This window comes from Flavobacterium arabinosi (genome assembly GCF_048158725.1).
Classification (GTDB): Bacteria; Bacteroidota; Bacteroidia; order Flavobacteriales; family Flavobacteriaceae; genus Flavobacterium; species Flavobacterium arabinosi.
In genome coordinates this window covers 500,908-513,587 of the sequence record NZ_JBLNKX010000001.1, presented here as the reverse complement: position 1 = coordinate 513,587, position 12,680 = coordinate 500,908, and the positions used below count along the sequence as shown (strand labels likewise).

At 30.8% G+C, this 12,680-nt stretch carries 12 protein-coding genes; 6 read left to right on the top strand and 6 right to left on the bottom strand.

All coding sequences use genetic code 11. The features are described from left to right. Positions 1-107 precede the first annotated feature (107 nt). Genes ACM55K_RS02100 through ACM55K_RS02085 form a run of 4 tightly spaced genes read left to right on the top strand, consistent with a single transcriptional unit; the run spans position 108 to position 4,751 of the window. Positions 108-1,340, top strand: a complete 1,233-nt coding sequence (locus ACM55K_RS02100) for an MATE family efflux transporter (RefSeq protein WP_416848589.1) — start codon at positions 108-110, stop codon at positions 1,338-1,340. 16 nt (positions 1,341-1,356) lie between these two features. Continuing rightward, the gene (locus tag ACM55K_RS02095; protein ID WP_416848587.1) at positions 1,357-2,376 is read left to right on the top strand and encodes a glycosyltransferase family 2 protein; all 1,020 of its coding nucleotides are present in this window, start codon (positions 1,357-1,359) and stop codon (positions 2,374-2,376) included. A gap of 34 nt (positions 2,377-2,410) precedes the next feature. Beyond that, positions 2,411-3,475, top strand: a complete 1,065-nt coding sequence (locus ACM55K_RS02090) for a hypothetical protein (protein ID WP_416848586.1) — start codon at positions 2,411-2,413, stop codon at positions 3,473-3,475. After that, on the top strand, positions 3,447-4,751 hold the full coding sequence (locus ACM55K_RS02085; protein ID WP_416848584.1) for an O-antigen ligase family protein: 1,305 nt from the start codon (positions 3,447-3,449) through the stop codon (positions 4,749-4,751). Before ACM55K_RS02090 ends, ACM55K_RS02085 begins: the two co-directional genes overlap by 29 nt. Here ACM55K_RS02085 and ACM55K_RS02080 read toward each other — a convergent pair. After that, positions 4,720-5,796, bottom strand: coding sequence for a glycosyltransferase (locus ACM55K_RS02080; RefSeq protein WP_416848583.1), 1,077 nt, complete (start codon positions 5,794-5,796; stop codon positions 4,720-4,722). The genes ACM55K_RS02085 and ACM55K_RS02080 overlap by 32 nt on opposite strands. Before the next feature lie 186 nt (positions 5,797-5,982). On the opposite strand from ACM55K_RS02080, the gene ACM55K_RS02075 reads away from it, so the two are divergent. Both ACM55K_RS02075 and ACM55K_RS02070 read left to right on the top strand, forming a co-directional pair. After that, a complete protein-coding gene (locus tag ACM55K_RS02075) occupies positions 5,983-6,966 on the top strand; it encodes a UDP-glucuronic acid decarboxylase family protein (RefSeq protein WP_416848582.1) in 984 nt (327 codons plus the stop codon). Between the two features lie 53 nt (positions 6,967-7,019). Then, on the top strand, positions 7,020-8,387 hold the full coding sequence (locus tag ACM55K_RS02070) for an undecaprenyl-phosphate glucose phosphotransferase (RefSeq protein WP_416848581.1): 1,368 nt from the start codon (positions 7,020-7,022) through the stop codon (positions 8,385-8,387). On the opposite strand, the gene ACM55K_RS02065 is transcribed toward ACM55K_RS02070, so the two are convergent. Genes ACM55K_RS02065 through ACM55K_RS02045 form a run of 5 tightly spaced genes read right to left on the bottom strand, consistent with a single transcriptional unit; the run spans position 8,384 to position 12,658 of the window. After that, positions 8,384-9,568, bottom strand: a complete 1,185-nt coding sequence (locus ACM55K_RS02065) for a glycosyltransferase family 4 protein (RefSeq protein ID WP_416848580.1) — start codon at positions 9,566-9,568, stop codon at positions 8,384-8,386. The genes ACM55K_RS02070 and ACM55K_RS02065 overlap by 4 nt on opposite strands. Further along, complete coding sequence (wecB, locus tag ACM55K_RS02060) at positions 9,568-10,656, bottom strand: non-hydrolyzing UDP-N-acetylglucosamine 2-epimerase (RefSeq protein ID WP_416848579.1); 1,089 nt, start codon at positions 10,654-10,656, stop codon at positions 9,568-9,570. Before wecB ends, ACM55K_RS02065 begins: the two co-directional genes overlap by 1 nt. Continuing rightward, entirely contained in the window at positions 10,653-11,975 is a 1,323-nt protein-coding gene (locus ACM55K_RS02055) for a phenylacetate--CoA ligase family protein (protein WP_416848577.1), read from the bottom strand. Before ACM55K_RS02055 ends, wecB begins: the two co-directional genes overlap by 4 nt. After that, positions 11,976-12,278 (bottom strand): HigA family addiction module antitoxin, encoded by a 303-nt coding sequence (locus tag ACM55K_RS02050; protein WP_416848576.1) that lies wholly within the window; start codon positions 12,276-12,278, stop codon positions 11,976-11,978. Positions 12,279-12,289: 11 nt separating this feature from the next. Continuing rightward, complete coding sequence (locus tag ACM55K_RS02045) at positions 12,290-12,658, bottom strand: type II toxin-antitoxin system RelE/ParE family toxin (protein WP_416848575.1); 369 nt, start codon at positions 12,656-12,658, stop codon at positions 12,290-12,292. Positions 12,659-12,680 lie beyond the last annotated feature (22 nt).

The following is a 12,680-nucleotide window of genomic DNA, read 5'->3' as shown; positions in this document are numbered from 1 at the left end:
GAAAATTGAACAGATTATTAGAAATTAATATGTTGAAAATATTCACGAACTATCTTCAAAGAATTAAAAATAACCCATTTATTCTACAAAGTTTAAACACGTTAATTTTGAGAGTTTTGGGAGTGCTAATTTTGTTTGGATTTACTTTATTTCTAACAAAGAATTTTAGCCCAAAGATTGTTGGACAATATGATTTTGTCCGATCTTTTCTATTGGTAATAGGCAGTATATGTTTATTGGGTTGTGACCAATCTATTTTATATTTTAGAGGAAGATTAAAAGGCGTAAATGGTTTATATTCCTTAAAAGAAATTTATATAAAAATGGTTGGAATACTATTTTCAATGGCGATAATTTTATTTTTAATCGTTTTATGTACTAATAAAGATTTTATAAATGCTTTTTTTTCTGATCAAGGAGTTCATTTAATTCTTTTAAAATCATCGGGAATCTTATTTTTTTCGGCTTTAACTACTTTAAATACGGAAGTTTTTCGAGCAATGGATCGTTTGTATGTTGCGGAACTATTTAGAAATGCCATAAAATATATTCCTTTAATTCTGGGCGCAATTTTATTGTTTTACATCAAAAAAGAAATTTATTTAGTTGATGTTTTTCTTATTGGTTTTGTGATTCTAGCCGTGATTACCACAATTTTGGTTTTTAATTATTTTAGCAAAGTAAAAACCCATACTATAAACGAGCCTATTACGTATAAAGAAATAATTGTTAAATCCTCTCCAATTGCAATAAGCGGAATGGCTTTGTTTTTATTGATGAGTTTTGATATTATGTTTTTAAAAAAATACAGAGACGATCCAACCGTTGCTTTTTATGCTTTGGCAATGAAATTAATGACAATTTTATCAATGGTAATCGTTACGGTTAATATCACTGTTTCTACAAAAATTGCCGAATACTTTTCGACCAAAAACAATTTCGAATTAAATAAAATATTGAGAAATAGTTCTCGCTTAATTTTTATTTTGACACTACCGACCGCTTTATTGATATGTATTTTCTCAGAATATATTTTGCAGTTTTTTGGCAAAGAGTATATTGTTGCGAGGAATGCATTACTTATTCTAATGATTGGCCAAGGAATTTGTTCCGCTTTTGGATCGGCTCCTATTTATTTGAATATGACTGGAAGACAAAATGTTTTCCAAATTATACTTGTGATGGCGGTTATTATTAATTTTATTTTAAACAGATTTTTAATCCCGGTATATGGAATGGGAGGAGCTGCATTTGCCTTTGTTGCAAGTTCATTTTTTTGGAACTTTATTTCCGCAGTGGTTATTTATAAAAAAGACAAAGTAAAAGTATACTTGAATTAATTAAAAAAAGACAACGGTGAATAATCCAAATAAAAATGTTTTTTTTAGTGTCATAGTTCCCGTTTACAATGTAGAGAATTATCTGGAGCAATGTATTAACAGTATTTTATGTCAAACCTATACTAATTTTGAAATTATTTTGGTGAATGACGGATCTACAGATTCTTCTTTAAAAATCTGTTCTTTATATGAAAAAAAAGACCCCAGAAATATAATTATTAACAAAGAAAACGGGGGTTTATCTGATGCCAGAAATGTGGGCTTATTAAGAGCAAAAGGGGATTATGTTATTTTTACTGACAGTGATGATTATTGGAAAGGAAATCGCGTTTTAGAAGAATTAAACCGCTTAATAAAAGAATCTTATCCGGATTTAATACTTCATGAGGAAAGCCGTTTTTTTTCAAAAAATCATGTAAAATGTAAGTATAACCAACAAAATATTAATAATAAAGAAGGAGACTTTAAGAAAGAAGCAGAGCAATTAGTTTATTATGATTTATTTGCCGCTTGTGCATGGGACAAAATCGTAAGGAGAACGGTATTAATCGAAAATGAACTGTTCTTTCCATTGGGAAGAAAATCTGAAGATATGGAATGGTGCAGTAGATTAATTAACCATATAAACACCTTTGCTATCTATCCAAAATCGTTTTATATATACAGACAGGGAAGACTTGGATCAATTACTCTTCAGGTTAGTGAGAACCATGTTATGGATGTATATGAAATGGTGAAACACGGCTTAAATAACATCAAACATGATGAAAGCAGCTTAAATAAGGCCTTAAGAAACTATTGGGCGTCGATTTATGTAATACTGTTAAAAGACTTCTATATCTTGTCTTCAAGTAACAGAAAAGCCATTAGGAACGATTTAGTTTCCTGGAAACACTTGCTTAAAAAAGGACGAAATATTAAATTAGACAAAGTCATGAAGTTTTATAATTTCGTACCTTTTATGTTGCTACCGGCTTTTCTATATATTTATAGGATATTTAATGTTTTACAAAAAAGATATAAAACTTTAAACTAGCGGAACCATGAAACAATTCCTTTAAATTTTTATCATGCAAATTAAAATTAAGAAGAGTACGGCAACTTTTATGGTGCTATTTATTGCCAATTTATTTGTTGCAGTAACAGCATTTTATATTTTGCCCAAACGCTTTTTTTACGATTCAGCCATTATTGCATTCGACAAAGGCAAAGAAATAGGTTTTTTAGGAAGTTACCCGCTTACGATATTATTTTATAAAGTAACCGGATTGCGTTATTTACCCTTTCCTCTAATTGCTTTGATACAATTCCCAATTCTTGCTTATGTATTGTACAAAATTGGAGTTCCCAATAATTTTTATAAACTAAATGTAAAGAACATCCTTGTTTATTTAGGATTCTTTATGATGGCTATTTTCATGTCCATGCCTTCCAAAGAATTTATTACTTATTTATACGTTGCAATTATTGTATTTCTCTACAGGAATGGTAGTATTTCTTACGGTAAGTCAATTGCTTTATCGATGTTTCTTTTAGTTCTTTTTGGGATTTTTTATCGACCTTACTTTCTTCTAATGCCCATTATTGCTTTTGTAATGTATGCGGTTAGTTTCATTAATTTTAAAAACAAAACGATTGTAACCCTTTTCTACGGACTATTAATTGTGATTTTCTTGTCATTAAGCTACGGGATGTTGAAGGGACATTACTTTTCGGAGAGTAGTAGAGAAATTGTAAATACGACAAGGGTAAATGCTTCAGATGCCAATTCCATGATTGTTTCTCCTGTTAAACCAGATACTTGGTATGGCGAAACAGTAGCCATTGTCTATGGTTTTTTTACGGTTAATATCCCGTTAAACGGAATAAAATATATTTTTTCCCCTCAAATTATTGCTTTTATAATTTGGCAACTTTTTTTATTTTATATACTTCTTGTGCGTTTCTCAAAATGTTTAAAGAATAAAGAAAAGTATAAATATGAGCTTTGGATATTGCTTATTTTGTTTGCTTATTTTATTGTCCAAGGAGTGTTTGAACCCGATTTAGGAACTGCAATTCGTCATAAAATAGGAGTTTTTCCTCTAATTTATTATGCTTTATATTATGAACATTTCAGAAAAGAACATCAATAGAATTTTCAATTTATTTTTATTTTTGATTGCCAGTATGATGATTTTTAGAAAACCATGTACAGGCCTGATTATACTGTTTGCGACGCTTAATTTATTATTTATAAAAAAATTAAAATTCACTAAAAAGGCTATCTCGATAGGATTTATCATTGCTTCACCGTTATTAATAGAGATTTTATTTTTTTGGAATAATGATTCTTATTTTATGGGAATAAAATCCATCGAAAAAAGTATTTCCTTACTTATTTTCCCCATGTTTATTCTAGGTAATTATCAACGGGTACAATTTTATAAATTGCTTCAGTTTTATAGTATCACAACGACCGGTATTGTATTATTTTTCTTGATTCGCTTTATTGTTTTTTATCCAAATATGATTGATAAATACTTCGTAGGAATTGATTTATGGGAAATGGGGTACGCGTTTTCTAATAGCATCGGGATACATGCGCCGGCGCTAAACATGCATTTGTCCTTTGTTGCTATTGTTAATCTTTATTTTGTTTTTAATGTCTTTCGCCAAAGAAAAAGGGCTATAATTAAAAGCACCAATTTCATCATTTTTTCACTCTCATTCTTCTTTGTTCTTTTTGTGAATACTAGAATGGCCTTGTTTAATATGCTATTTGGTTTTGTTTTAGTTTTTTTCTACGAAGTAATCCGAAAATATAATTTTAAAAAGGTTGTTGGAATATTAGCTGTCGGATTGGTTTTATTAGGTAGTATCTTTTTACTGTTTCTACAAAAAAACCCGTATATGAAAGAGAAATATTCCTCAGTAACATTTGCTTATATGGATAAAGTAGGCAAACTTGATGCCATTAAAAATCCAGAAATAAAAGTATTTAATTCATTTGTTACGCGTGTTTCTATTTGGAAATCAGCATGGGAACTTTCGTTAAAAAACATGCCTTTTGGTGTTGGAGCTTCAGATGGGAAATCAGAATTATTCAAATATTATGAACAAACCAATCAACATTTTCTGGCAAAGTATGAATTCCCCACTCACAATCAGTTTTTGGATTTTTTATTAAAATACGGATTTTTAGGCCCATTGGTAGTTTTTTTATACGTTTTTACTATTGGATATTTAGGATTTGACTTAAAGAATGCAATTATTATGGCATTCTTTTTTATCTTTTTCACCTCTAATCTCACGGATGATTTTCTATTGCGTTTTGACGGAATTGCATTCAGCGGGTTCTGGTTTTCTGTATTCGGAAGTTACTGGTTACAAGAGAAAACTATTGTTTATAAAGAGAAACTAATTCTGTAAAATTTTTAGCGCTGTCGAATAAATTTTGACATCTTTCTAATCCTTTTTTTCCAAAATTGTCTCTGATTTTTTCGTCTTTCAGAATTTCTATATATTTTTCTAATTCATTGACATCATCAAAAAGAAATCCTGTTTCGTTATGCACTACTACATCTTTGTTTCCGATAATATTCGTGGCCAAAACGGGTTTTTGCATTGCCATTGCTTCTAATACTGCAATTGGTAATCCTTCCCAAAGGGAAGTTTGAATATAGATATCAATCGTATTAAGCTCTTTTAAAGCATGCTTTCTTTTCAAGAACCATCCTGTAATTCTTATATTTGGAGCAGTTATTTGTTGTTTTAATTCACCATCTCCAATCCAAACAAAATTATGATTGGGATGTTTTAAAGCTATTTCATTAAATAATTTAGGGTTTCTGGCAGCAGTAATTCTTCCAACAATACCGATTGTCAAAATTTTATTTTTATTTCCCGAAACATTTTCATTAATATCTTTAATATCAATACCATTTCTTATAAGATAGGATTTCCCTATTTTTTTGGCTATTTCGTATTCGGTATCTCCGCAAGCAATGGTTAAACCGCCAAATATTATCTGAAAACCGTTCTCGATTAATGTGTATATTTTTTTATTAAAATATGAAATATCTGTTCGAAGGAAAGAATAACCATGTGGAGTATAAAATAATTTTATTTTTTTAAACAATAGAAAGCAAGCAATTCTTCCCAAAACACCAGCTTTTGAAGAATGAAGATGGATAACATCCGGATTTAATTTTTCAAGCTCCCTGGTTAATCTTACAAGAGATTTTAAATCTTTTAAAGGAGAAAAAGACCTAACCATATTTAGTTCTATAAGAGAAACTCCTTTTGAAAAATCTTTTTTTATTCTTTTCGAATTAATTTCTTTCCGATTTCCACTATAAATGATGGTGGTGTTTATATTCTCATTTATTTCATGATTTCCAAAAAAAAAGGATAAATCTTTGAAATACGTGTGAACTCCTCCGGCCATTGCTTCAACAACATGAACAACTTTCAAATTAGATGATTTATATTTATGTAAAAATATATAAAATTGATTAGTAATGGCTTCAATTGGAGCCGTAATATTAGCTTAATTTTAATTTTAATTCTAAATATTAATGTATTTATATCTTGGGAATCCCTTACGTTACTTGACAATTTGTGAAATGTTTTTTTTACCTTGCAACTGTAAAATTGACTTATGAAAAGAATACTTATTACTGGAGCTGCTGGATTTTTAGGATCACATCTTTGTGACCGTTTTATTAAAGAAGGCTATTTTGTCATTGGAATGGATAATCTCATAACAGGAGATTTGAAAAATATTGAACATTTGTTCAAACTTGAAAATTTCGAATTTTATCATCATGATATTACCAAATTTGTTCATGTTCCGGGTCAATTAGATTATATCTTACATTTTGCTTCGCCCGCAAGTCCAATAGATTATTTGAAAATTCCTATACAAACATTAAAAGTAGGTTCTCTCGGGACGCATAATCTTTTAGGTTTGGCACGAGTAAAAAATGCCAGAATTCTTATAGCATCCACTTCTGAAGTGTATGGAGATCCATTGGTTCACCCACAAACCGAAGAATACTACGGGAATGTAAATACTATAGGACCAAGAGGTGTTTATGATGAAGCCAAACGTTTTCAGGAATCCATAACCATGGCGTATCATACTTTTCATGGTGTAGAAACTAGAATTGTTCGAATTTTCAATACCTATGGTCCAAGAATGAGGCTCAATGATGGTAGAGTTATTCCCGCATTTATAGGTCAGGCGCTTCGTGGTGAAGACTTAACTATTTTTGGAGATGGAATGCAAACCCGTTCTTTTTGCTATGTAGATGATCAAGTGGAAGGAATTTTCAGATTATTGCACTCAGATTATGTTTTACCGGTAAATATTGGCAATCCAGATGAAATCACCATTAAAGATTTTGCAGAAGAAATTATAAAATTAACAGGAACCAATCAGAAAGTGGTTTATTTTCCTTTACCAATAAATGATCCTTTGCAACGACAACCAGATATAACAAAGGCTAAAAAAATATTAGGTTGGGAAGCCAAAGTGGATCGTGCCGAAGGAATGAAAATTACCTATGACTATTTTAAATCATTGCCTAAAGAAGAACTTTCGAAAGAAGAGCATAAAGATTTTTCAGGTTATATTAAATAACGGAAGGAAGTATTTTTGAATTTATCTTTAAGTTAATAGTACATTCACTAATTATGGCGGCATCACAAATAGGAAGATATTCAAAATACATTCGGCCTATTAGTGTTTCAATTGATCTAATAGTTATTTCGGTGCTAAGCTTGTTCATTTTCAAAGAACTAGATTTAGACATTGAATATTATCTCATTTACCAAGCAATTGGATGGATTACTGCTGCTTTTTTCATACGATTTTACGAAATATATCGCTTCACAACTCCCATTGAAATTATTTCGAAAATAATCAAGCAAGGAGTTTTATTTCTTTTGATAATCATTGCTTTTTTCCCATTTTCAAATCGGGTTGTTTTTAGTGGAGAAGTGATTGTGATGTTTATATCTTCAGTTATGGTGCTGATTATGATCTCAAAATTTTCATTATTTTATTATTTAAAAGAATACAGAATAATAACAGGGAGTAACTACAGAAGTGCTGTAATTATTGGTTATACGCCAGAAGCAATTCAATTGAAAGATCTTTTTGAAACAAGAAATGATTATGGATATCGTTTTTTAGGTTATTTTTCGGATAAGAAATCAAATCAGAATATTAAAGGAAAATTAGCGGATTTGAAACCTTTTATAATCGAAAATTGTGTTGATGAAATTTACTGCTCATTAAATGAAATTTCTAATGAGTATTTGAAAGATTTGATTGATTTTGCTGATGAAAACAATAAAACAATAAAATTTATACCAGACACAAAAGAGATTTTTTCTAAGAATTTAAAAATAGATTATTACGATTTTTTCCCTGTGCTTTCGTTGAATAAAACAATGTTGCATGAGCCAAGTACAAAGGTGTTTAAAAGAATTTTCGATATTGTTTTCTCCATCACAATTATTGTTTTTCTCTTATCTTGGCTAATTCCATTATTAGCGATTTTAATAAAATTAGAATCCAGAGGTCCTGTTTTTTTCAAACAAGGGAGACCTGGAATTGATGAAAACGAGTTTTTTTGTTATAAACTTCGTTCCATGAAAATCAATAAGAAAACCGAAACGGAAGCCTCAAAAAATGACCCCCGGGTTACTAGAATAGGGAAGTTTATGAGAAAGACAAGTATGGACGAAATGCCTCAATTTCTAAATGTTTTACTTGGTGATATGTCAGTTGTAGGTCCGCGGCCCCATCTTTGGGCGCAAAATAAAGTTTATGGGAATAAAGTTAAAAAATATATGGTACGTCATTATGTGAAGCCGGGAATTACCGGATTAGCTCAGGTTAAAGGTTTTCGTGGAGAAATTGAAACGGAAGGCGATATGATTAACAGAATAAAATTTGATGTTTTTTACATCGAAAATTGGTCTCTTATCCTAGATTTAAAAATAATTTTCCAAACGGTAGTTAATATTTTCAAGGGCGAAGAAAAAGCATATTAAAAAATTTCTTTTTCAATTAATTCTTTTATTTGAAAATCAAGATTAAAGTTGTTTTTAGCATTTTTAAAAATCTGTTGCTTCATTATCTGAATTTGTTCTTTATCTATTTTTGAAATTTCGATTACAGTAGTATTTAGGTGCTGGAAATTTGTTACTTCTGCGACCCATCCTAAATTATTGTTAGATACAATAGTTTCACCTTCACCACCTCCAAAATAAAGAATAGGTATTCCTAAAGCGCTATATTCGAATATTTTAGATGGGACTGAGCCATAAATTCTGGTTTTCAATGGAACCAAAGCAATGTCGAAAGTTGCTAATTTCGAAATCAATTCATTGCGTTCCAACATTCCATGAAAAATAATATTTTTTTTAGGATTATCCTTTATATAGCTTTCAATTTGAAGTTTTTCAGCGCCATCACCAAAAATATGAAATTCTAAATTTAGACTTTCCAGATCCATTTTTTCGCAAACTTCCAAAACACCTTGCGCCACACCGAGTAATCCTGCGTAAAATAATTTAATAGGTTGATTATCAATTAAATTTAATTCGAAACTTTCAATTTTATGGTCTGGAAAATTACGATACAAATAGCATTTTTTTTCTGGATATAAAGAGTGAATATGAGCAATAATTTCATTGGACTGGCCTAAAATCAGAGTTGAATTTTTATAAATAAACCGTTCTAAAAATAATGAAACTTTATGTGAAAATGAATCTGCCGAAAGGGCGTTCAATTTAATAGCCGCCAAAGGCCATAAATCGGAAACATTCAAAATAATTTTTTTCTGCTTTAGCGAAAGCACTAAAACGCTAATGAAAGATAATAGTAATGGCGGAGATTGAACTATTACTTTTTTAGGTGTTTTTTTGAACAATAAATAAATAAATAATCCAATAGAAAAAGACACTATTGAAACAATACGGACAAAGATGTTTTTGCTATTACTTGGATAAATCCAAAGTCGCTTTATGGTTATATTTTGCATCATTTCTTTAGCAAAAAACTTTCCTTTGTATTCAGGGAATAATACTCCTTTAGGATAATTAGCCAAAGGACAAATTACGGTTACTTTATAATTGTTTTTATGTAGTTTCAAAGCCAACTGCTCAATTCTATTGGCAGCAGCACCCTTTTCTGGTGGATAATAATTAGAAATAATTACAATTTCCTCCATTAGTTTTGGGTTAGTAAAATGTCAATAATTCGTTCGGAAGTTTTGCCATCCCAAAGTTCAGGAATACCACTTTTTCTCTTTCCATTTTTAAGAAAAGAGCTGTAAATTTCGGTCAATTTTTCGATACCGATTCCTACCAAAGTGTTGGTGCCAATTGATTGTGTTTCGGGTCTTTCGGTATTTTCACGCATTGTAAAACAGGAAATTCCTAAAACGGTAGTTTCTTCCGAAATCCCTCCAGAATCGGTAATTACTGCGAAACTGTTTTTGATAAGGTACATAAATGCTAAATATCCTTGTGGTTCAACACAAACGATGTTTTTAAAATTTAATTCTTTATCGGCTAAAATGGCTTTGGTTCTCGGATGAACTGGAAAGATTACTTTTTTATCATTAGCTAAAGCATCAATACCCAGTAATAATTGCTGCAACGACTGTTCTTCATCTACATTCGATGGACGATGAAGGGTGAGAATGAAGTAATTTTCGAGTTCTAATTGGTATTCATCCCAAAAAACAGGTTTTTTAATTCTATTTAAATTTTGATATAAAGTATCAATCATTACGTTTCCTACAAAATGGATTTTTTCTTTAGAAATCCCATATTTCAAAAGATTTTCATTTGCCCAAAGTGACGTGGTGAAAAAATAATCCGAAATACTGTCCGTAACAATGCGGTTGATTTCCTCCGGCATTGTCATGTCACCAGAGCGTATACCGGCCTCAACATGCGCCACTTTGATATTCAGTTTTTTTGCCACAATTGCGCAAGCCATTGTTGAATTGACGTCACCGACAACCAAAACTAAATCACACGAATTTTGTAATAATTCCTGCTCAAAAGCTACCATAATCGCCGCTGTTTGCACAGACTGAGAACCGCTTTTTACTTCGAGATTGCTATTTGGTTGCGGAATATTAAGTTCTTCAAAAAACGTATCGCTCAGGCTTTTGTCATAATGCTGGCCTGTATGCACTAGACGATAGGAAATTGGTACACCTTCGTTTTGCTTTTTCTCTATCGCTTTGATAATCGGGGCGATTTTAATAAAATTAGGTCTGGCGCCAGCAACTATGGTGATTTTCATTCTTTGATTTCTTTAATTAGAGAAATAAACTGTTTCAATTTTCCGTTTTCATTGCGCTCCAGTTTTTCTTTTCTACTGAATGAAAACTTCAAACCACTTTCTAAATAGATAGTAATTGCTTTTTCGATTTTTTGAATTTGTGTTACCGTTAATTCATTTTCACTCACATATTCAATTTCAAAAGTATCAATTTTTGTTTGCTTAATTATGAATTCTTTTACATTACCATCGTCTTCAATGATACTTTTTGTTACATAGTAAAACGTTAATCCAGGTGATTTTTTCCCGCTTGGCAAAAGAGCAATATCATTTGTCCTTCCAATTAATTTCTTGAGAATAGGTTTTTTAAAGGTGCTTTTTTCGTCGAGAATTCCAATGTCGCCAATATCATAGCGAATAAACGGATGCGCTTTATTGAACAAGGAAGTAATTACAATTCGGCCTGAAGTACCGTTTGGAACCGCTTGATTATTGTCGTCCAAAATCTCGACAAATAATGTTTCCGAATTGACTTGCCATTCTCCATTTGGATTCTGAAAAGCAATTAAATCCAATTCAGAAGCACCATATTCATTGACAATTGGAATCCCAAATTGTTGTTCCAAAAGTATTTTATCTTCTTCAAAAAGCATTTCGGAAGTCACTATGCACACTTTTAAAGTGGGACAAATGTCTTTTAATATGATATTTTTATTTTGTAAAAATTTAGCAAATAAAACAATTGAACTCGTGTACCCGTTTATATAATCGAATTTTTTTTTCTGAAATTTTTTTAAAATTTTTTCTGAAAGTATATCCGATAAATCAAAAATAGAAAACCGAAACCGATGACTTAAAAAATCTTTAAAGCGCTCTTTCTTGTTTCTAATAAAATCGATTGGAATCCCATAAAATCGGGCTTGATAGGAACTATTAAAATCAATTTCGTACCAACCAAAACGAGAGATATTAGAAGCCCAAGTCAACGCATGGCTGTATTTGTCTTTGGCAAAAATAAATGGATCACCGCTGGAACCGGATGTTTTATTAACGTAACTGTTTTTTGGAGAATATCCGTTGGTAAGCCTTTTAAGCAATGGTTTTTGTAAGTTTCTTTTATTTAAAATGGGTAAATCGTCCCAGTTGGTAGCATTTGAACCAACCAATTCTTGATAAAACAGATTGTTTTGTAAATGAAAATTTACAATTTCTAACTTTTTATTTTCAATGAAAGTTTCGTGTTCTTTTTCTGATAAAGCGACAATTTTTCGCAATTCGGCTTTGGCTTCCTTCATCGGGAAACCATTTAGTTGCAGTGATAAATCGAAAAGTCGAAACATTTAGGCTATTTTTTGAGTGTCAAAACGTTTTATGGATTGCAGTTCTTTTGCTTTGTGTTCTTGTTCTTCCTCAATGTCAAAATCATCCTGAAGACCAAGCCAAAATTTAGCGGAATTACCAAAATATTGACTCAAACGCAAAGCCGTATCAGCCGTAATTCTTCGGTTTCCTTTCGTAATTTCAGAAATTCTGGTTTGAGGAATTTTCAAATCCTTAGATAAACGGTATGCTGTTATTTCCAAAGGAATAAGAAATTCTTCTAATAAGATTTCACCGGGATGTATATTTTTTAATTTTTCCATTTTCAACTATTTTAATGATAATCTACAATTTCAACAAGGGAAGCATTTCCATTTTTCCAAATAAAAATAATCCGCCATTGATTGTTAATTCGAATGCTATAATAGTCTTTTAAATTTCCATTTAATTTTTCTAAATGGTTGGAGGGCGGAATTCTCAAATCGATCAAATCTAGAGAATTGTTTAACATTCTTAGTTTTCTTCTGGCTATTTGTTGAATTTCTTCCGGAAAAGCAGTTATTTGCCTAGGGTCGTCAGGAGCCCACTTTTTCATCTCATCGGAAGAAAAATATTTTTTCTTGTGGGTTTCGATTGAAGGTTTATTTACAACAATTCCATTCCATATTTTTTCAGTTTCTTTAGACCCAAATGAAATTATCATACCTTTAGCGTTACTAACGTTA

Bases quoted from the DNA above. Each gene is read 5' to 3' on its own strand.
- ACM55K_RS02090 (WP_416848586.1), top strand. From the start codon at position 2,411: ATGCAAATTAAAATTAAGAAGAGTACGGCAACTTTTATGGTGCTATTT.
- ACM55K_RS02055 (WP_416848577.1), bottom strand. From the start codon at position 11,975: ATGTTTCGACTTTTCGATTTATCACTGCAACTAAATGGTTTCCCGATG.
- ACM55K_RS02085 (WP_416848584.1), top strand. From the start codon at position 3,447: ATGAACATTTCAGAAAAGAACATCAATAGAATTTTCAATTTATTTTTA.
- ACM55K_RS02065 (WP_416848580.1), bottom strand. From the start codon at position 9,568: ATGGAGGAAATTGTAATTATTTCTAATTATTATCCACCAGAAAAGGGT.
- ACM55K_RS02075 (WP_416848582.1), top strand. From the start codon at position 5,983: ATGAAAAGAATACTTATTACTGGAGCTGCTGGATTTTTAGGATCACAT.
- ACM55K_RS02045 (WP_416848575.1), bottom strand. From the start codon at position 12,658: ATGATAATTTCATTTGGGTCTAAAGAAACTGAAAAAATATGGAATGGA.
- ACM55K_RS02050 (WP_416848576.1), bottom strand. From the start codon at position 12,278: ATGGAAAAATTAAAAAATATACATCCCGGTGAAATCTTATTAGAAGAA.
- wecB (WP_416848579.1), bottom strand. From the start codon at position 10,656: ATGAAAATCACCATAGTTGCTGGCGCCAGACCTAATTTTATTAAAATC.
- ACM55K_RS02070 (WP_416848581.1), top strand. From the start codon at position 7,020: ATGGCGGCATCACAAATAGGAAGATATTCAAAATACATTCGGCCTATT.